This window comes from Mesorhizobium sp. WSM4312, from assembly GCF_002294875.1.
Classification (GTDB): Bacteria; Pseudomonadota; Alphaproteobacteria; order Rhizobiales; family Rhizobiaceae; genus Mesorhizobium.
The window spans coordinates 187,977-207,718 of sequence record NZ_NSFU01000003.1; the positions used below are offsets into that span (position 1 = coordinate 187,977).

Below are 19,742 nucleotides of genomic sequence, written 5' to 3' on the forward strand. Positions count from 1 at the left end.
TGTCGGCGCCGGACCTGTCGCTCGCGCTATCGTCTCTGGAATTCGGGCGCCATCAAGAGCAGCGCCAGGCCTTGCTGCTTGGACTCGGCGCGGGCGACCGCTTGCCGCGTTTCCGGCGAGGCGGAGGGACCGATGACGGCGTCGAGCATGTCGTTGGGATTGCCGATATCCTTGACCTGGCGGGCCGCCTGCCAGGCGATGTCGAGGCGGATCTTCATGCCTTCGGCCGAGGCCCAGCTGTCCGCCTGGTCGGAAAAACCGTTCGGCCCCGGCGGTTGCCAGAGCGGCTCGCCCAGCGCATTGAGCCAATTGAGCGACTGGCCGGGATCGTTCGCCGGACCCGGACCGGCCGCCCGGCGGATGGCGGCGATATAGTCGAAAGGCGAGCGCATCTTGGCCAGAGGCGCCGACCAGGCCTCCGGCATGTCGATGAGGGTCGCCGCCAATGCCCGGAGATTGCCGTCGCTCTTGGCGAAAACCTTGGCGAGGCGCGCGACAGCCGCGGGCGGCGGATCGTCGGCTATGAAATGTCGGGCAAGTTCCGTGGCGATGTGCTGCGCCGTCGCCGGATGGCGGGCGATGTCGTTGAGCGCCGCCTCGGCCTGACCCATGCCGCCGGCCGGATAGGTCTTGCCCAGCAGCACCGCATCGCCCGGCTCATGCGCGTTAGCGTTGAAGACGGAACTGCCGGGTTCGCCCAGCCGGCCTTTGCGCCCGGCCATCGTCCAGCCGGTGAGGATGCGTGCGAAACTGGTGACGTCGGCCTGGGTATAGCCGCTGCCGACGCCCAGCGTGTGCAGTTCCATGATCTCGCGGGCGAGGTTCTCGTTGAGGCCGCGCCGGCGGTTCTTGCCGGCGCGCGAATCAGGGCCGATTGATTGCTGGTTGTCGAGATAGAACAGCATCGCCGGATGCCGCTCCACCGCCATCAGCATGTCGGCGAAACGGCCGAGCACGAAGGGGCGGATGGCTTCCCGCTCGAAGGCGCCGGCGCTCGCCCGCACGATGTTGTCCTTCGCCACGGAGACGCAGAAATGGTTCGACCAGAAATACACCAGGCGTTCGACGAAGCCGGCCTCGGCGCCAAAAGCCTTGTCGAGGCGCGCCTGGGCTTCGGCGCGAAACAGCGTGGCCTCGATTGGCGGAGCGGGTTTGGCCGGTGGCGCGGGCGGCGGAACAGGTTGGGCAGGCGCAACCGGTTCCGGCGTGGCCTGGGTGCTCGCCATTGCGGGCTGCGCCGTGGCTGCGGCCATGTGCTCGCGGTCGAGCTTGCGTTGGAAGTTTGCCGCCATGCTGGCCTGGATGGCCGGCGTGCTGCCCGGCAGGCTCGCATAGGCCGGATCGTCGAGCGGGATCAGGGCGATGTCGGGCTGCCGCAGTTCCGCCTTCAGATAGCCCCGCGGGTCGTGGGCCACCCTGTCGCGGTCGCCGGGCCTTGCCCCGAGCCCGAAGCGGTTGAAAGCGACGAGCACTGGATCTGGCGGGGAATTGGAGGCCGGGATATCCAAGTCAGCTCTCCATTGCTGGGGCTTCTCGCGCACGGCGCCGGAAGCCCGTTCGAGCCGTTTCGTGCCTGTTCAACTGAGGTCGTGGGGCCGACGAAGTTGTCGGCCCCCGAAGCCCCTACCAGCGATGCCAGCGGTGCCAGTGACGGTGCGGATGCCACCCATAGAAGACCGGGCGATGCCAATAATGGTAACCGGGGTAGACGACCACGCGATTGGGGACGCAGCGCCCCCAGGGATTGGGATGCCAGCCAGGTCCGCAACCCCAGGCGACGTGCTCGACCAGCGCCGGGGCGGCAACCGGCGCCAGTGGCATTGCCGAGGATGCCGCGACCGTAGCCACCGTTCCGGTCATCGCGAGAGCGGCGGTGGCCGCGTATTTTGTCAGATAGTTCATGACCATGCTCCGAAGTTGTCCGAGGTTGAAACCTGTCGGCGCCAGATGGCCCGGCAGATCCTGCCCTTCATCTCGTTAAACGGGCGCCATCGGCATTTTCCGTCGGTCGTCACGGCGATTTTTTTGGCGGTGTCGACGGCTGCGGCCCGGCGCGCCTTGAGAGCCCTTCCGCCAGCAGGCTGCGATCCTCGGCGGAGCCTGCCGCCGCGAACTCGATGATGCGCTGCTCCAGCCGCGTGCGCACGGTGACGTCGGCATTGCGGGCTCGCTCCAGGGCGGCGGCCAGGGCCGCCGTGTCGAGGACGGGCTGCCGCAGCAGATCCGCCGCATCGCGCCTGGCCTGCTGGCCGTCGCGAATGATTTCGCGCGACTCCTGGCGGACTTCGCGCAGCGCCTTGCGGAACAGCGTGCGTTGCTGGTCGGGAAGCCGGCCGCCTGCCGCCTCCAGCGAATAGCCCTGGGCCGGCTTGCCGCGTTTTATCCAGACGGCCCCGCCGGCAAGCGCGCCGGCCAGGAAGACGTTCAGCACCACCGATGCGATGAGGAGATTGCGGCCGGTGCTCATAGGTCTTCCTCGATCGTGTCGGGTCCGGCATCGCCGAACGCCGTCGCATTGGCGTCGAGCACATAATGGTCGGGCTGAACTTCGGGCGTGACGACGGTCACCAGGGCCAGTCCGGCAATGGCGCCGGCCAGCCCTATGCCGGCCAGCCCCAGCCCCAGCCACCAGAAGCGCTGATGCCGCCGCCGGACGATGTACCGGTCGGCGGTCCGCAGGATCGTGTCGTGCAGCGCCTTGCCGGGGTGCGGGACGCGATAACTGTCGAGCACGGCGTCAAGCGTATCGGCCCGTCGCGAGATGGCCTGGCCTGTCTCGCTTGAGGCAAAGGCGGTGGCGGCGTCGCGCTCCGCTTGTGGCCAGCGCCGCAGATCGCCGCCATAGGCTTCGGCGAGCGCCGCGAAACGCCTGGCGTCCATTGCCGGTCCGTCCTCGATGTCTTCAGCCATCTGTCTTCCCCTTGCCCCTTGGTGCCGCGTGCCCACGCGGGTTGGAAACGAGGCCGGCCGGCCCCCGCCGGACGTCCATAAAGCGCGGTGAATGTCCGCCATTCATGGTCGCGGTCTTCTCAGTCATGGACGCCATCCCTGGCCAGGATCATCTGCAAGGCCCGCCGGCCGCGCGAAAGCAGGCTCTCCAGCGCATCGACGCTGATCTCCAGGGTCGCGGCCGCCTCGATGTTGGACATCTCCTGATAATAGACCAGGATGATCGCCTCGCGCTGGCGTGGCGCGATCGCCTGCAAGGCCTGCTCGATCCCCTGCGGCTCTTCGCGGGCGTCGGGAAGCGGGGCAGGGTCGACCATGTCCGGCAAATCGTCGGTCACCAGTTCCCGGCGCCGGCGCAGCCGGTCGTAGCAGAGGTTGAGCGTCACCCGATGGATCCAGCTGTCGAAGCGTGCATTGCCGCGCCGCCAGCTCGAGGCGTGGCGCCAGATGCGCACGAAGGTCTCCTGTGCGACATCCTCGGCCTCCGCCGCATCGCCCAGCATGCGCACGGCGAGCGAAAGGATGCGCGGCAATTTGCGCGCGACGAACGTCTGCACGGCCGCCGGGTCGCCGGCACCGACCCGGCGAACCAACTCCTCGTCCGGATCGGCGCTCATCGGCTGGCGCACTCCCGATTTCCATCACGTGTCATGGCCTCTTGGTCATTGCTCGGGCTTGGGAGCGGATTTGTGGCCTGGCATCTCGTCGGCCGTCAGAACGCCGTCGCCATTCTTGTCGAGCTTGGCAAAGCGCTTGGCGAAGAACGCATCGACCTCGGCACGATCGATGAAGCCATCATGGTTCGAATCGATGCGCGCGAAGGATTTGGCCGCATCGCCCTTGACGGTGCGCTTGGCCTGAAAAGCCTCCCACTCCAGCAGGCTGATCTTGCCGTCGCCATCCGTGTCGGCGGCCATGATCGCCTTCTCCCGCCGCTTCTGGAACTTGGCCAGCGTGATGTCGGACTTGGCCCTTGGCGCGGCCGGGGCGGCGGCTGGCGGCGTGGCGCCGGGAGACGCGACGCCAGGAGGCGGAGCAACTGGGGCCTGCGTCGCCGTCTGGGCGAGGGCTGAAACGGTCAGCAGGCTCAAGGCGGCGGCAAGGATTGAACGGCTTATCATGCTTCGGCGTCTCCGGTTGGCGCGTCGGCCACGGTCCATGCCGCGGTCACGCTTCAACCGTTAAACGCAGCGACGACGGAAATCCGTCGGTGGCCTGTGCCGATCATCCGGTTCGGCGATGCCGCCTCAGTGTCGGTGCCAAAAGCAGCGGCCATGACACCCCATCCGGCGTCATCCGAATGCACGCCGGTTTGGCCACCGCCCTTGGCGAACGGGCGGGAGCTATGCCGATGGGTCGGCGGCCACCAGCTGGTCCGGTTTGAACCCCGCATGCTGCGGAATCCAGACATCGCCCTCGCGGTTGAACCAGTGGCACAGATACATGCCGGAAGCGGCACCGTCGCTGACCGTCATCTTCGGCCCTCCCGACTTCAGCTTGACGACGTCTCCGGTCTTGAAAGTGTTGGGCATTTTCGACCTCCCATGCTGAGGCCCGCGAGTTTCCCACCAAAGCTGAGTCTCGACAATGGCGGATATGGGAAGCCATTGCGCGATCCACCGCACAGGCAGTGGTCGAGTGTCGATTGCGGCACATGGAGGATAGGAAGGGAACTGGTGCCGCTTAGGTGACTCGAACACCTGACCCCATCATTACGAATGATGTGCTCTACCAACTGAGCTAAAGCGGCCCGGGAGGCCAGGGCCTCCAAGATGGGCTGGGTGATAGACTCAACCGGCGGCGAATTCAAGATGCCACTTGGCAAATCATGCAAGAGCGCCTGCCGCCACCGAAACCAAAGGCTCGCACCTCCCCGCGCATGAGAATTGCCGGCATGTTCCGATTTTGTTTGCCGGAATATCGCCGAGATGGACTTTGGACGGCCCGTCGAGGCAGAATGCGGCCGCCCGCCCGTTGATTGATTGGTCGCCTACGGCTAACCATCACGGAAGTTTGGGCAATTTGCAGAGGGATCCCGCTTGGACGCGATCGAAAAAGCGATCCGGAACGCCTTGGAGAAGGGCAATGCCGAGGACCGCGCGTTCCGCGAGAAGGTCTATCGGTCGGCCTTTGCCGCGCTTGACCGTGCGCTCCAGGCCAATCCCGGGGTGACCGTGGAAGTCGCCATCAAGCGCCGCAAGGCGATCCAGGCGACGATCACCGAAATCGAATCCGAGTTCCTGCCGGCCGTGCCGGATGTCGGCCTGGAGGTCGACGACCCGGCGGCCGAGCCCGCGGCCGCCGCGGCGCCCGCCATCGAGATCGGCGACAAGGCGCCATTGCCCGCCGTCACCGTCGACGGTCCCGCGCAGCCGGCATCCGATGCGCCGCGATCGCGCGTGCTACCGGTCGTTCCCGACATCATGCCGGACGCGACGCTTCCTGGCGCGCCGGCCATCGACATGTCCGCTCCCGCCGCTTCGGGTACCGCGACGGAGGTGGCGCCCGATCGCGATGAGCGGCGCATTCGCGGGCGCCGCCTGCCGCTGACCGCCATTTTCTTCACCGTCACCCTGCTTGCGGCGCTCGGCATCGGCGCGTTCTTTGCCATGCAGACCGGCGTGTTCAAGACGGCGGCGCAGCTCGACACGGCGCCGCCAGAGGCGCCGCCAACCGTCGAGGACGACGATTTCTCCCCGGCCAACGGCGCCAACGCGCCGGCCAAGCCTGGCGCCGCGGACCAGTCACGCAACTGGATCAATGTGTTTTCGCCGACCGACCCGACGCATGTCGCAGCCCCTTCGGACGCCAAGGCCTCGGTGATGAAGGACGATACCGGTCCGTTCCTGCGCATCCAGTCCGGCCCCTCCGGTTCGGCGATCGCCTTCGATGTCGGGCAGGGCGTGCTGGAGAAGCTCGCCGGCAAGCACGCCGTGTTCGACATCATCGCGCGTGCCGAGGACGGCAAGGACACGCAGATCTCCGTCGACTGCAATTTCGGCGAGCTCGGCGATTGCGGCCGCAAGCGCTACGCGGTCGGCCAGCAGCGCAACGAATATCTGTTCGACGTGCAGTTCCCCAACAAGCATCCGGGCTCGGCCGGAACCATCGCCGTCAATTCCGATTTCGACAAGCAGGGCAAGGCGGTCGACATCTACGAGATCCGCGTCTCGATCGAGCCGTAAGGCTTAGCGGTCGAGCAGCGCCTGCAGCGTCTCGATGCGGTCGGCCTCGTTGGCCGGCTTGTCCCAGCGCAGCCGTGAAATGCGGGGAAAGCGCATGGCGACGCCGGATTTGTGCCGGGTCGAACGGTTGAGCCCCTCGAAGGCGACTTCCAGCACCAGGCCATTGTCACGATCCGCCCGCACCGAACGCACCGGGCCGAAACGCTCGACCGTGTTGTCCCGGACATATTTGTCGATCTGCTTCAGCTCCTCGTCGGTGAAGCCGAAATAAGCCTTGCCGACCGGCACCAGTTCCTCCTCGCCCGCGGCTCCGGACCAGACGCCGAAGGTGTAGTCGGAGTAGAAACTCGAGCGCTTGCCGTGGCCGCGCTGGGCGTACATCAGCACAGCGTCCACCGTGTGCGGATCGCGCTTCCACTTGAACCACGGGCCTTTCGGCCGGCCGGCGACATAAGGCGAATCCCAGCGTTTCAGCATCACGCCCTCGATGATCGGGTGCGGCGGCGCGCGGCGCAGGTTCTCCAGCGCCTGCCAATCCGCGAAGTCGACGAAGGGCGACAGATCGAAACGGCTGGGGTCAAGCGCTTTCATGAGGGCTTCGAGGCGGCCACGCCGTTCGCGGAACGGCAATGCGCGAAGGTCTTCGTCGCCGAGCTGAAGCAGGTCGTAACAGCGCATGAAAGCCGGATATTGCTGCTGCATCTTCGGCGTCACCGTCTTGCGGTTCAGCCGCTGCTGCAAATCCGAGAAGGTTCCCGTCGCCTCTCGCGGGTCGCCGACCAGCAATTCGCCATCGAGCGTGGCGGAAAAATGCATGGCGTCGGCTAGGTCGGGAAAGGCGCCCGAGACATCGTCGCCGGTGCGCGAATAGAGCCGGTGGATGCCGCCTTCCGCCACCGCCTGGACGCGGATGCCGTCCCATTTCCATTCGGCCGCGTAGTCCGCCGGATCGAGTTTTTCGAGATCGCCGTCGCCGACCGGATTGGACAGCATCACCGGACGGAACAAGGCCATCGCCGTGTTGCGGGGTTTTTCGGCCTTGCCTTCCAGCCAGGCGAACAGCGCCATATAGGGCGGCGACAGCCCGTGCCATAGCTCCTCGATCTCAGCGACGTCGACCTTGCCGAAATCCGCCAGCGCCTGTTTGGCGAGACGCGCCGAGACGCCGATGCGCAGGCCGCCGGTGACCAGCTTGATGATGGCAAAGCGCGCCGAGATGCCGGCGCTGTCGAGCAAGCCGGCCAGCACTTTCGGTCCGTCCGAGCGGCTTGCCGCCTGTAGTTTGGCCACGACCTCGCCAAGCGTCGGCTCGCGGTTGGGGATCTTGCCCGGCGTCTGTGGCCAGACCAGCGACACCGTTTCGGCGAGATCGCCGACATAGTCGTAAGAGTAGCCGAACAGCACAGGGTCCATGCGTTCGGTGACCAGCATGCGCAGCATCGCCGGCTTGACCGCGGCTATAGTAAGGTCCCCGGTGATGGCCGCCAGCGCCAGCCCGCGATCCGGGTCCTCGACAGTTCGGAAATAGTCGACCAGCAGCGTCAGCTTGCCGTTGCGCGACGGCGTCAGCACCAGGCGGTCGAGGAGTTCGGCGAAGCGGTTCATGATGGTATGAACCACGCCATTGATGGAGGTTTGCGCTCTACGGCGCCCCCCTCTGTCCTGCCGGACATCTCCCCCACAAGGGGGGAGATTGGCAGCTTCGGCGCCGGCTCATCTTCGGCAACGATGGAGATTGGCGAACGCCGACGCGACGTCCGATCTCCCCCCTCGTGGGGGAGATGGCCGGCAGGCCAGAGGGGGGCGCCACAGTGCTCGGAGGTGGTGATTGACGAGCAATACTGCATCAATCGCCCTCGTCCTCATAGCCCACCAGATGCAGCGGCCGGGCGGCGATGCCTTCGAGTTCGCACCAGCGAACCAGCGCTTCCTCGCGGCCATGCGTCACCCAGATCTCCTCGGCGCCGGTCTCCTTGATGGTGGCCGTGAGCTCGTCCCAATCGGCATGGTCCGAGATGATCAGCGGCAGTTCGACGCCACCTTGCTTGGCGCGCTGGCGGATCCGCATCCAGCCCGACGCGAAGCACGAGATCGGATCGGGAAAGCGCCGCGCCCAGCGATCGGCGAAGGCCGATGGCGGGCCGACGACGATGGCGCCAGTGAAGTCGTCCTTGCCGTCTTCGACCGTTGCCGGCTCGAGGATACCCAGGTCGATGCCCTGGCTCTGATAGTATTCGCTGAGCCTGGCCAGCGCGCCATGGATGTAGAGCGGCTTGTCATAGCCGGCATCGCGCAACAGCCGCATCACCCGCTGCGCCTTGCCCAGCGCATAGGCGCCGACCAGATGCGAGCGTTCGGGAAACTGCGCTGCCGATTTCAACAGGCGGGCGATCTCCCCCGTGTCCGGCGGATGGCGAAACACCGGCAGGCCGAAGGTCGCTTCGGTGATGAACACGTCGCAACGGATCGGCTCGAACGGCACGCAGGTCGCATCCCTTTGTCGTTTGTAATCGCCGGAGGCGACGATGCGCGTGCCCTGATGCTCGACCGATATCTGCGCCGAACCCAGCACATGGCCGGCCGGATGGAAGCTGACGCTGACGCCGTCCAGCGCGATCGTCTCGCCGACCCGCGCGGCTTGCGTCGTTCCGGCAAAGTCCTCGCCGTAGCGCAGACCCATAATGTCGAGCGTCTGCTGCGTCGCCAGCACCGAGCGGTGGCCGGAGCGTGCATGGTCGGAATGGCCGTGCGTGATCAGCGCGCGGCCCACCGGCCGCACTGGGTCGATGAAGAAATCGCCCGGCGGGCAGTAAAGGCCCTCGGGCCGGGGATGAAGCAGGTCGGCGGCGCGCATGGTCCCCAAGATAGGATATAATTCCGCTGCGGGAAGCCGTCTGTCGGAGACTGCTGACTCTCAGGCCAGCTTTGCTCTACAGAGATGGCGGCCCGGCTGCCATCCGCCGGCGGAAACATCATCATGAAACCGCTTCAGACATCGTCCGGCGATTTGAACGCCGATCGCCGTGCCGACTATGCCGAGATGCTCTTTGCCTCAGGCGATCCCACGGCGTCGGCCGAACTGCTGCTCGGCGCATTGGAGCTGGCGCCGCAATGGGCAATGGGCTGGTTCCGCCTCGGCGAGATGCACGAGGCATCGGGCAGGCTCGACCTGGCGGCGCAGGCCTGGGCGATGTCGCTGAAACTGGATGCGGCCGATCGCCAGGGCGCCGCCCTCAAACTGCAGCTGATCGGCAAGGCTCCGGTTGCCGCCGCGCCGCCCAGCGCCTTTGTCGAAGCGCTGTTCGACCACTATGCCGAGACATTCGAGGAGATGCTGGTCGGCAAGCTCGACTACCGGCTCCCCGAATTCCTCGAGCAGATGATTCGCAAGGCAAGGCCGGGCCGCTTCCGCCTGGCGCTCGACCTGGGCTGCGGAACCGGGCTGATGGGCGAGAGGCTGAGGCCGATCGTCGACCGGCTGGAAGGGGTCGATATCTCGGCCAGGATGCTGAAGAAGGCGCAGGCGAAAGGCATCTACGACACGCTGACGAAAGCCGATCTGCAGGGATTCTCTCATTCAGGCGAAAAGCCCGATCTGGTGACATCGGCCGATGTCTTGATCTACATCGGCGCGCTCGACGGTCCGGTGGGCACCGTTGCCGGCCTGCTCGCCGAAGGCGGCCTGTTTGCCTTTTCCGTCGAGACCCTTGCAGACGACGGTGACTTCGCGCTGCAGCCCTCGCGGCGCTACGCTCATTCGCAACCCTATGTCAGGCGGACACTCGAAGCCAACGGGCTTGCGATCCTGGCGCTGGAGCCAACCACCATCCGGCAGGATCGCCGCGAGCCCGTCAAAGGGCTGGGCGTTGTGGCGTGGAAGCCTCACGCCGTTTGAAGCGTGCATGAACACCATCCCGCTGCTGCGAAAAAGTCCGATTTGCGTGCGCGACTGATATTTGCGATCTGGTCGCATCAGTGCGGGATATCAGGAGGAGCATATCGGATGCGCTGGAACATGATGATCTTGGCATCCTGCCTGGCAACGGCCGGCTGCGTCGGCAACTCGATGTCCGAGCGGCAGGACGCCAACGTAGAATCCTCCCTGCAATACGATACCGTGCCGTGCGACCAGTTGCTGGCGCAGCGCAATGGCCTGGCGCAGCAATACAACCTTCCGGTGACCGCGAAGCCGACCTTCTCCAATCCCGCCATGGGTTTCGGTCCGTTCACGCCCGACATGCGCTCCAAGGCCAAGCGCGACAGTGACAAGGCGTCAGGCGAGATCGATGCCATGAACCGGTCGATCGAGCGCCGCGACTGCGGCAAGCCGGACAATCAGAAGAAGAAGTTCGCCCTGCCTGCCTGAAGATAGAAGCAGCAGCCGACGAGAGCGATCGCCGGCAGCATGCTCGCGTCCGCATGGGGGCGATCAATGAAACTCTCGGACCTAGGCGACCGCATCTGCATTCTGGGGCCGTCCAACAGCGGCAAGTCGACCCTGGCCGTCGCGATTGCCCGCAAGCGTGGCCTTGACCCCGTTCACCTCGATCTGCTTCATCATCTGCCCAACACAGACTGGGAGGCGCGTCCAAAGAGCGAATTCATCGCCATGCATGACGCCGCGATCGCCGGCGAGCGCTGGGTGATGGACGGAAATTACTCGATCTGCATGCCGCAACGTTTTCGGCGGGCGACGGGAGTGATCCTGCTGGATATCTCCACGCCGGCAAGCCTGCTGCGTTACTTCAGGCGAAGCTGGTTTGAGAAGAACAGACGCGGAGCCCTGGAGGGCGGACGCGACAGCGTCAAATGGGACATGATCCACCATATTGCCGTGACCACGCCGAAAAACCGCAGAAGATACCAGGCGATGTTCGAGGAACTCGACCTGCCGAAGCTCCAGCTGTCCTCGATGGGAGCAATCAAGCAGTGCTTCAGGCAATGGGACCTGGCTATATAGGACGCCTGGCTAATATCCCGCCTTGCGATCCACCAGATTCTCGAGCTTCTCGCCGCGCTCGAAGGCGTCCATCTGGCGCAGCATGGTCGGCACCAGATGCATGGGATCGGAGGTCGCCGCGGCGTGCGGAGTCACGAACACCTTCGGATGGTTCCACAGCGGGCTGGTCTTCGGCAGCGGTTCGACCTCGAACACATCGAGGCTCGCCTCCTTCAGCGTGCCGTCGTCCAGCGCCCGCACGATGTCGGGATCCTTCTGCAGGCGGCCGCGTCCGGCGTTGATCAGCACCGAGCCGCCGAGGCCGTTGCGCTTGCGCAATTCCTTCAGCACGCCGTAATTGATGATGCCTTGCGTGTCCGGCGTCAGCGGCAAAAGCACGACAAGGATATCTGTTGCCTTGAGGAAGGGGATCAACCCGGCCTCGCCGGAATAGGTCGCCACCCTTTGCATCGGCCGCTCGGTGCGCGACCAGCCATTGACCGCGAAGCCGAGCGACAGCAGCACCGAGGCCGCCGCACGGCCGAGATTGCCGAGCCCCATAATGCCGACGGAGATGTCGCCGGCTGGCCGCTGCGGCGGCTCGTGCCAGATCTTCTTTTGCTGCTGCTGCCGGTAGAGCAGGCCCTGGCGATGATGATCGAGCACCCGCCAGACGACATATTCGGTCATGTATTGCGTAAGATTGTCGGCGACGACCTTGACGATCGGCACGTCGGGCAGGCCTGGATCGGCGAAAATATGGTCGACGCCGGCGCCGATGGAGAAGATGGCGCGCAGATTGGGTAGCGAAGACAACAAATTGGGCTTCTGCTTCCACACCACCGCATAGGTGATCGACGGATCCTTGGCGCCATCCGGCTCCAGCACTACCTCGCGCTCGGCCGACAGCAACTCGCGCCAGCGCTGCGGATGAAAGCCGGTGACGGCAAGCAGGATGCGGCCTTTTTCCATCGCGATTCGTCTAGTCCCTCTTTACGCAAATTACTGGCTGACGATGCCGACCGGCGCCGTCTCTATCTTGAAGGCGGCCGAGATCAGCGCCCGAGTATAGTCGGTTTGCGGATTTTCAAAAATCTGCTGGGAGGGGCCGGCTTCGACGATCTGGCCGTTGCGCATGACGATGACATCGTTGGCAAGCGCCCGGATGACCTTGAGGTCATGGCTGATGAAGAGATAGGCGAGGTCATGCTTGGCCTGCAGATTGCGCAGGAGGTCGACGACCTGCGCCTGCACGCTCATGTCGAGCGCCGATGTCGGCTCGTCCAGCATGACGAAGCGCGGGTTGAGCACCATGGCGCGCGCGATCGCGACACGCTGGCGCTGGCCGCCGGAAAACTCGTGCGGATAGCGGTTGCGGGTCGCCGGATCGAGGCCGACCTCCTTCAGCACGTCCGCGACCTTGTCGTCGCGTTCATCGGGCGACAGTTTCGGCTCGTGGATCTTCAGCCCTTCCTCGATGATCTCGGCGATCGACATGCGCGGGCTGAGCGAACCGAACGGGTCCTGGAAGACGATCTGCAATTCGCGCCTGAGCGGCCGCATGGCGTTGAAGGTGAGCTGGTTGATGTCGCGGCCGTTGAACCGGATGGTTCCCGTCGACGAGATCATGCGCGCAAGCGCCAGGCCGAGCGTCGTCTTGCCGGAACCGGATTCGCCGACCACGCCCAGCGTCTGGCCGGCGCGCACGGTGACATCGATGCCGTCGACCGCCTTCACATGGTCGACCGTGCGGCGGAAGAACCCCTGCTTGATCGGGAACCAGACCTTGATGTCCTTTCCGGTCATCACCGGCTTGGCGTCGGCGTTGGCGGCCGGCGGCTTGCCCTTCGGCTCGGCTGCCAGCAGGTGGCGCGTATAGGGGTGCTGCGGATTGGCGAAGATGTCCTTGGTCGGTCCGGTCTCGACGATCTTGCCCTTGGTCATGACGCAAACCCGGTCGGCGATCTTGCGCACGATGCCGAGATCGTGGGTGATGAACAGCATCGACATGCCTTTGCGGCTTTTGAGGCCCGCCAGCAGTTCGAGGATCTGCGCCTGCACGGTGACGTCGAGCGCCGTCGTCGGCTCGTCGGCGATCAGCAGTTCCGGCTCGTTGGCCAGCGCCATGGCGATCATGACGCGCTGGCGCTGGCCGCCGGACAGCTGGTGCGGATAGGCGTCGAGCCGCTTCTGCGGATCGCGGATGCCGACCTCGTTGAGCAGCGCCAGCGTGCGCGCCTTGGCCGGGCGGTCGGCCATGCCCTGATGCAGCTTCAGGATCTCGACGATCTGCTGCTCGATCGTGTGCAGCGGATTGAGCGAGGTCATCGGCTCCTGGAAGATCATGGTGATCTTGTTGCCGCGCACCTGTCGCAATTGCTTCTCGCTCATCGCCAGCAGGTCGGCGCCCTCGAACAGGATCTTTCCCGAGGGGTGGCTGGCACTGGGGTAGGGCAGGAGTTTCAACACCGACAGCGCCGAGACCGACTTGCCGGAGCCGGACTCGCCGACCAGCGCGATCGTCTCGCCCTTGGCGATGTCGAAGGAGATGTGGTCGACAGCGACAGACTGGCCGCCGCCCTGGCCGAAGGCGACGCTGAGGTCCTGGACGCTGAGCAGAGGCGCTTCGCTCATTTGAACGTCTTGCGCGGATCGAAGGCGTCGCGCGTCGCCTCGCCGACAAAGACCAGCAGCGACAGCATCAGCGAGATGACGACGAAGCCGGAAATGCCGAGCCACGGCGCATTGAGGTTGCGCTGCGCCTGCTTCAGCAACTCACCGAGCGAGGCGGACCCCGGCGGCAGGCCGAAGCCGAGATAGTCGAGCGAGGTCAGCGTCGAGATCGAGCCAGAGAGCAGGAAGGGCAGGAAGGTCAATGTCGCCACCATGGCATTGGGCAACAGATGCCGGAACATGATGGTGCGGTTGGGCACGCCGAGCGCGCGGGCGGCGTTGACATATTCGAAGTTGCGGGCGCGCAGGAACTCGGCCCGCACCACGCCGACCAGCGCCACCCAGGAGAACAACAGCATCAGCCCGAGCAGGATGAAGAAGCCCGGCGGCAGGATGGCGGCGACGATGAGCAGCAGATAGAGCACCGGGATCGCCGACCAGATTTCGATGAAGCGCTGGAACAGCAGGTCCGTCCAGCCACCGAAATAGCCCTGCAAGGCGCCGGCGCCGACGCCGATCAGGGCCGAGCCGGCGGTCAGGATCAGCCCGAACAGCACCGAGATACGGAAGCCGTAGATGACGCGCGCCAGGACATCGCGCGCCTGGTCGTCGGTGCCGAGCCAGTTCCAGTTGCCGACGATGCAGGCGGGGTCGGCGGCCCCTTGCGGATACTGGTTGCAGCGCTTCGCGGCGTCATACTGCCAGGACGGCTTGGCCGGTGCCGCTTCCGGAATGGCATTGTTGACGGTCTGGTAGGAATAGCGGATCGGCGGCCAGATCATCCAGCCATTGGCGTTGATCTCGTCCTGGATCACCGGATCGCGATAATCGGTGACGGCATAGAAGCCGCCGAATTTTTCCTCGGGGTAGGCGACCAGCACCGGAAACAGGATTTCACCCTTGTAGGACGCGATGATCGGCTTGTCGTTGGCGATGAATTCGGCAAACAGCGACAGCGCGAACAGGACGAGGAAAATCCACAACGACCAGTAGCCGCGCCGGTTGGCCTTGAAATTCTGCAGGCGGCGCTTGTTGAGCGGCGACAGGAACGGCCGTGGCATCCGCTCCGGCACCACGCCGGCAGTGACGCTTGCCTCCGACATCAGACGTCTCTCCGCTCGAAATCGATGCGCGGATCGACCCAGGTGTAGATGAGGTCGGACAGCAATCCGACGAACAGGCCGAGAAGCGAGAAAATATAGAGATTGGCGAACACCACCGGATAGTCGCGCTCGACCACCGAGCGGAAGCCGAGCAGGCCGAGGCCATCGAGCGAGAAGATGTTCTCGATCAGCAGCGAACCGGTGAAGAAGGCCGAGATAAAGGCGCCGGGGAAGCCGGCAATGACGATCAGCATGGCATTGCGGAAGACATGGCCGTAGAGCACCTGTCGCTCCGACAGGCCCTTGGCCCGCGCCGTCACCACATACTGCTTGCGGATTTCCTCCAGGAACGAGTTCTTGGTGAGCAGCGTCGTCGTGGCGAAGGCCGACAGCACCAGCGCCGTCAGCGGCAGGGTCATGTGCCAGAAATAGTCGGCGATCTTGCCTGGCCAGGACAACTGGTCCCAATTGTCCGAGACGATGCCGCGCAACGGGAACCAGTCCCAGAAGGATCCGCCGGCGAACAGCACCATCAGCATGATGCCGAACAGGAAGCCCGGAATGGCATAGCCGACGATGACGACGCCGCTGGTCCAGACGTCGAAAGGCGTGCCGTCCTTCACCGCCTTGCGGATACCGAGCGGGATGGAAATCAGATAGGACAAGAGCGTGATCCAGAGCCCGATCGAAATCGACACCGGCATCTTCTCGAGGATCAGGTCGAGCACCGAGATGTCGCGGAAGTAGCTGTTGCCGAAATCGAACCGGATATAGTTCCACAGCATCATGCCGAAGCGCTCGAGCGGCGGCTTGTCGAAGCCGTACTGCTTCTCCAGCTTCTTGATGAATTCCGGATCGAGCCCCTGCGCGCCGCGATATTTCGAGCTGACGTCGCCAGCGACGTCGAAATTGGAACCGCCCGCATCGCCGCCGCCGCCTCCGAGGCGGTCGCTGCCGCCCTGATTGGTCAGCTTGGCGATCACCTGCTCGACCGGGCCGCCGGGCGCGAACTGGATGACGGCGAAGGAAATCGCCATGATGCCGAACAGGGTCGGGATCATCAAAAGGATGCGGCGCAGTATATAGGCGCCCATCAGGCTTCCTGCCCTCTGCGGACCGATACTTTAACCTTTGCCAATTTTTGCCGCCTTGCCCTTATCAAACCACCACAGCGTCTCGACCGGAAAGCCGAAATCGGGCTTTTGCTCGACAAAGCCGAACATGTCCCAATAGGCGACGCGGTGATTCGCCAGATAGTATGTTGGAATCCAGTCTAGCCGCGCGCGCAAGACCCGGTCGAGCGCTCTGAGCGCGGTGACGAGTTCTGTTCGGCTGCGCGCCTTGCCGGCGGCCACGATCAGCGCGTCGATGGCCTTGCTTTCGGTCCCCGGATAATTTCGCTGCCCCGGTGTGTTCGCCATGCGGGAATCGTAGAGCATTTCCAGGCTGTCGGCCGTGGGCGTTGCTCCGATCGACCAATGCAGGACGTTGAGGTCGAAATCGAAATCACTCTGCCGCTGTTCATATTGCGCCGAATCGACCTGCCGGATCGAAGCATCGATCCCGATCGCCTTCATGTTCTCGGACCACGGAGTGAAAATGCGAACGATGCCATCGTCCTCCGCCAGCATTTCCACCCGCAGCCTCTCGCCCTTGTCGTTGACGACGAAACTGCCCGTGCGTTTCCAGCCGGCTTCGGCAAGCAGTTTCGAAGCCGCGCTCAGCAGCTTGCGGTCATGACCTGAACCGTCCGAGAGCGGCTGCGTTACCGCCTCGCCAAAGACCTCCGGCGGCAACTCGGCCCGCAATGGCTCCAGTAGGGCCAATTCGCCTGGCGAGGGCAGGCCCTCGGCCTTGTAGTCCGAACGTTCGAAATTCGATTGCGCGCGCTCGTACGAGCCGTAAAACAGCGCGCGCTTCATCCATTCGAAATCGAAGCAGTTGGCGATCGCCTGCCGCACCCGCTCATCGCGGAATTGCGGACGGCGCTGGTTCAGCGCGACGCCCTGCATGTCCGGCGTCTTCTCGCCGGGAAATTCCCTTTTGACGACCTTGCCGTCGTTCAACGCCGGAAAATCATATCCGGTCGCCCATACACGCGAGGTGAATTCCTCGCGAAAATGCGTATCGCCTTTCTTGAAGGCCTCGAATGCGGCCTGCCGGTCGAGATAGAAGTCGATGCGGATGCGGTCGAAATTGTACTGGCCGCGGTTCACCGCGAGATCGCGGCCCCAATAGTCGGCGAAGCGTTCATATTCGACGGCCTGTCCGGCGACCACACGTCCGATCTTGTAGGGTCCCGAGCCAAGCGGCGGTGTCATGGTCGAGGCATCGAACTCATTGGCCGTATAATAGGCCTTGGACACGATCGGCATGGCCACGACCGCCAGGATGTTTTGCGCCGACTGTTCGCCATTGAAGGTCAGCTCAAGGGTGACGGGGTCGACCGCGACCGCGTCGGTCATGTACCGCAATGCCTTGGAAAGGTTCGGGTGACCCTTGTCCTTGTAGAGCTTCAACGCGAAGACAACGTCTTCGGCGGTCAGCGGCGAGCCGTCGTGGAAGCGCGCCTGCGGACGAAGCACGAAGCGAAAGCCATTACGGTCCGACGACAAGGTGACGGACTCGGCGAGCAGGCCGTAGACCGTGTCCGGCTCATCGAGCGCGCTTGCCATCAGGGAATCGAAACAGAGTTCGGCGCGCGGCGGCGCCTCCCCCTTCAACACCAGGAAGTTCAGTGTGTTGAAAGTCAGGAAGCTCTGATTGAGGGTTGCGCTGGGCGGCGTGAAATTCATCTGGCCGCCCTTGGGCGCGTCCGGATTGACATAGTCGAAATGCGCAAAATCCGGTCTGTATTTGAGGTCGCCGAAGGCCGACAGGCCGTGCAATTTCACGCCGGTCGCAATGTCGGCGAAGGCTCTTCCCGGCAGCAGGGCCCCGGCAGCGGCGGCCCCGCTCAGTGCCAGGAAATCGCGGCGCGGCAGCCTCGCCATCAATTGCCGCCCTTGTATTTGGCCGCCAGTGCCTTCTCCTTGTCGAGGTCAATCCACCAGGAATCGATGTCGACACCGACATAGGCGGGCTGCTTGTCGGGGAATTTGAACTTGTCCCAATAGGCCAGCCAGACCGCCGACCGATAATATTGCGGCACGACGTAGAAGTTCCAAAGCAACACCCGGTCGAGCGCATGGGTGGCGGCGACAAGATCCTCGCGGTCGGTGGCGAAGATGACACGGTCGACCAGCGCATCGACGGTCGGATCCTTTATGCCCATCAGATTGCGCGAGCCCGGCGTGTCAGCGGCTTTCGAGCTCCAGAAATCGCGCTGCTCGTTGCCGGCCGAGTCCGATTGGCCGAACAAGCCCGTGACGACATCGAAATCGAAATTGTTGACGCGGTTGATGTACTGGGTCTGGTCGATGATGCGCAGCGAAGCGTCGACGCCGATCTTGCGCAGATTGGCGATGTAGGGACTGGCGATCACCTGGTCGGTGTCATTCCAGCCAAGGATCTCGAACTTGAACGGGGCGCCTGTCTTGGCGTTGACCATCTTGCCGCCCTTGATCACCCAGCCTGCCTTGGCGAATAGATCGACCGCCTGTTTCAGGTACTTTCGCTCCGCTTGTGGCGAATCGTAGACCGGCAGCTTGAACTCTTGCGTGAAGAGCTCGGGTGGTAGCTTGTCGCGATATTTCTCGAGGATCTCCAATTCCTTGCCTTGCGGCAGCCCGCTCGACGCCAATTCGGTACCCTGGAAATAGCTCGACGTGCGGGTGTTGAAGCCGAAGAACAGCGTGCGATTCATGCTCTCGAAATCGAATGGGATGGTCAGTGCCTCGCGAACAAGCCGGTCCTGGAACAGCGGCCTTCGCTGGTTGAGGACAAAGCCTTGCATCGGCTGCGGCGATTGGGTCTGGAAGTCCTTCTTGACGACGTCCCCGGCCTGGATGGCCGGGAAATTATAGGCGGTCGCCCATTTGCGGGAGCTGTACTCGCGGTTGATGTCTTCCAATCCGCCCTTGGTGAAGGCCAGCCAGGCGGCATTGTCGTCGAGGATGTAGGTATATCGGCGCGTGTCGAAATTCTCGCGACCGATCTTCACCGGCAGCTTGGCCGCCCAATAGTCCGGCACGCGCTGCCAGACGATTTCCGAGCCCGGCTTGAAGCTGGCGATCTTGTAGGCCGCCGATCCCAGCGGAATTTCCAGCGTCGGCTTGGTGACGTCGCGCTTCTTGCCATTGGCGTCGGTGCCTTCCCACCAGTGCTTCGGCAGCACGGCGAGGTCGCCGATGATCTTCGGCAGTTCCCGGTTGCCCTTCTGGTTGAAATGGAACTCGACCTCGCGGTCGGAGATCGCCACTGCGTCGGTGACATTCTCGAAATAGCGGCTGTATTGCGGGCTGTTTGCCTTCAACACCTGGAACGACCAGATCACGTCGTCGACGGTGATCGGCTGGCCGTCATGCCATTTCGCGCGCGGGTCGAGCCGGTAGGTGGCCGAGGAATAGTCAGCCGGATATTTGTAAGCGTCGGCGATCAGTGGGTGGCTGGTGCTGCCCTCATCGGTCGCCTGCTCCATCAGCGTGTCGTAGAGCAGGCCGCCGCCGAAACCGACGAGGCCCGCCGCCGGCGATCCCTGCACGATGTAAGGGTTGAAGCTGTCATAGGTGCCGAGCAGCACCGAATTCAGCGTGCCGCCCTTGGGCGCGTTCGGGTTGACGTAGTCGTAGTGCTGAAAATTGTCGCCGTATTTCGAGTCGCCGATCAACGATGAGGTGGTTCGCCACTCGTCGGCCCGGGTCGCCTGCAGTCCCGCCACCAGAAGGGCCGCCGCCAGCAGCGACCTGAGAAGCGTTCGGCCAACCGTCATGCACTATCCTCTTCGCGATGCGT

At 64.2% G+C, this 19,742-nt stretch carries 19 protein-coding genes and 1 tRNA gene; 4 read left to right on the forward strand and 16 right to left on the reverse strand.

From position 1 onward, the window contains the following. Window positions 1-26: 26 nt before the first annotated feature. The 8 genes from CK228_RS06140 to CK228_RS06175 all read right to left on the reverse strand — a co-directional run bounded on the left by CK228_RS06140 (window position 27) and on the right by CK228_RS06175 (window position 4,699). Complete coding sequence (locus tag CK228_RS06140) at window positions 27-1,508, reverse strand: DUF1800 family protein (RefSeq protein ID WP_095787244.1); 1,482 nt, start codon at window positions 1,506-1,508, stop codon at window positions 27-29. Between the two features lie 115 nt (window positions 1,509-1,623). Beyond that, on the reverse strand, window positions 1,624-1,902 hold the full coding sequence (locus CK228_RS06145; RefSeq protein WP_095787337.1) for a hypothetical protein: 279 nt from the start codon (window positions 1,900-1,902) through the stop codon (window positions 1,624-1,626). A 109-nt stretch (window positions 1,903-2,011) separates the two neighbouring features. Continuing rightward, a complete protein-coding gene (locus CK228_RS06150; RefSeq protein ID WP_095771770.1) occupies window positions 2,012-2,467 on the reverse strand; it encodes a periplasmic heavy metal sensor in 456 nt (151 codons plus the stop codon). Next, the gene (locus tag CK228_RS06155) at window positions 2,464-2,910 is read right to left on the reverse strand and encodes a hypothetical protein (RefSeq protein ID WP_245437733.1); all 447 of its coding nucleotides are present in this window, start codon (window positions 2,908-2,910) and stop codon (window positions 2,464-2,466) included. The genes CK228_RS06150 and CK228_RS06155 overlap by 4 nt, the downstream gene beginning before the upstream one ends. 119 nt (window positions 2,911-3,029) lie before the next feature. Continuing rightward, window positions 3,030-3,566 (reverse strand): RNA polymerase sigma factor, encoded by a 537-nt coding sequence (locus CK228_RS06160; protein ID WP_095787246.1) that lies wholly within the window; start codon window positions 3,564-3,566, stop codon window positions 3,030-3,032. Window positions 3,567-3,611: 45 nt separating this feature from the next. Further along, window positions 3,612-4,070, reverse strand: a complete 459-nt coding sequence (locus CK228_RS06165) for an acid-shock protein (RefSeq protein WP_095787338.1) — start codon at window positions 4,068-4,070, stop codon at window positions 3,612-3,614. A 222-nt stretch (window positions 4,071-4,292) separates the two neighbouring features. After that, on the reverse strand, window positions 4,293-4,481 hold the full coding sequence (locus CK228_RS06170) for a YodC family protein (RefSeq protein ID WP_019863018.1): 189 nt from the start codon (window positions 4,479-4,481) through the stop codon (window positions 4,293-4,295). A gap of 142 nt (window positions 4,482-4,623) precedes the next feature. Further along, window positions 4,624-4,699 (reverse strand) — tRNA-Thr (locus CK228_RS06175). 289 nt (window positions 4,700-4,988) lie between these two features. On the opposite strand from CK228_RS06175, the gene CK228_RS06180 reads away from it, so the two are divergent. Then, window positions 4,989-6,134: a hypothetical protein gene (locus tag CK228_RS06180; protein ID WP_095787247.1), complete on the forward strand. Its 1,146-nt coding sequence runs from the start codon at window positions 4,989-4,991 to the stop codon at window positions 6,132-6,134. Window positions 6,135-6,137: 3 nt separating this feature from the next. Here the strand turns inward: CK228_RS06180 and CK228_RS06185 are convergent, their stop codons facing one another. Next, on the reverse strand, window positions 6,138-7,739 hold the full coding sequence (locus CK228_RS06185; RefSeq protein WP_095787248.1) for a cisplatin damage response ATP-dependent DNA ligase: 1,602 nt from the start codon (window positions 7,737-7,739) through the stop codon (window positions 6,138-6,140). A gap of 241 nt (window positions 7,740-7,980) precedes the next feature. Beyond that, window positions 7,981-8,988, reverse strand: a complete 1,008-nt coding sequence (locus CK228_RS06195; protein ID WP_095787249.1) for a ligase-associated DNA damage response exonuclease — start codon at window positions 8,986-8,988, stop codon at window positions 7,981-7,983. Window positions 8,989-9,111: 123 nt separating this feature from the next. Here CK228_RS06195 and CK228_RS06200 point away from each other — a divergent pair, with 123 nt between their 5' ends. The 3 genes from CK228_RS06200 (at window position 9,112) to CK228_RS06210 (ending at window position 11,094) form a co-directional block, all read left to right on the forward strand. Beyond that, entirely contained in the window at window positions 9,112-10,029 is a 918-nt protein-coding gene (locus CK228_RS06200; protein ID WP_095787339.1) for a class I SAM-dependent methyltransferase, read from the forward strand. Window positions 10,030-10,137: 108 nt separating this feature from the next. Continuing rightward, the gene (locus tag CK228_RS06205; RefSeq protein WP_095787250.1) at window positions 10,138-10,500 is read left to right on the forward strand and encodes a hypothetical protein; all 363 of its coding nucleotides are present in this window, start codon (window positions 10,138-10,140) and stop codon (window positions 10,498-10,500) included. A gap of 66 nt (window positions 10,501-10,566) precedes the next feature. Continuing rightward, window positions 10,567-11,094, forward strand: a complete 528-nt coding sequence (locus tag CK228_RS06210; protein ID WP_095787251.1) for an AAA family ATPase — start codon at window positions 10,567-10,569, stop codon at window positions 11,092-11,094. Window positions 11,095-11,103: 9 nt separating this feature from the next. Here the strand turns inward: CK228_RS06210 and CK228_RS06215 are convergent, their stop codons facing one another. From CK228_RS06215 to CK228_RS06240, 6 genes are read right to left on the reverse strand one after another with little or no spacing between them, the layout of a single operon-like run. Then, window positions 11,104-12,045, reverse strand: coding sequence for a glyoxylate/hydroxypyruvate reductase A (locus tag CK228_RS06215; RefSeq protein WP_095787252.1), 942 nt, complete (start codon window positions 12,043-12,045; stop codon window positions 11,104-11,106). Between the two features lie 30 nt (window positions 12,046-12,075). Next, a complete protein-coding gene (locus tag CK228_RS06220; RefSeq protein ID WP_095787253.1) occupies window positions 12,076-13,707 on the reverse strand; it encodes an ABC transporter ATP-binding protein in 1,632 nt (543 codons plus the stop codon). After that, window positions 13,704-14,849, reverse strand: a complete 1,146-nt coding sequence (locus CK228_RS06225; RefSeq protein ID WP_095787254.1) for an ABC transporter permease — start codon at window positions 14,847-14,849, stop codon at window positions 13,704-13,706. Before CK228_RS06225 ends, CK228_RS06220 begins: the two co-directional genes overlap by 4 nt. After that, window positions 14,849-15,943, reverse strand: a complete 1,095-nt coding sequence (locus CK228_RS06230) for a microcin C ABC transporter permease YejB (RefSeq protein WP_095787255.1) — start codon at window positions 15,941-15,943, stop codon at window positions 14,849-14,851. Before CK228_RS06230 ends, CK228_RS06225 begins: the two co-directional genes overlap by 1 nt. A gap of 30 nt (window positions 15,944-15,973) precedes the next feature. Next, window positions 15,974-17,842, reverse strand: a complete 1,869-nt coding sequence (locus CK228_RS06235) for an extracellular solute-binding protein (protein WP_095787256.1) — start codon at window positions 17,840-17,842, stop codon at window positions 15,974-15,976. Then, window positions 17,842-19,719, reverse strand: a complete 1,878-nt coding sequence (locus tag CK228_RS06240) for an extracellular solute-binding protein (protein WP_095787257.1) — start codon at window positions 19,717-19,719, stop codon at window positions 17,842-17,844. The genes CK228_RS06235 and CK228_RS06240 overlap by 1 nt, the downstream gene beginning before the upstream one ends. Between the last annotated feature and the right edge of the window lie 23 nt (window positions 19,720-19,742).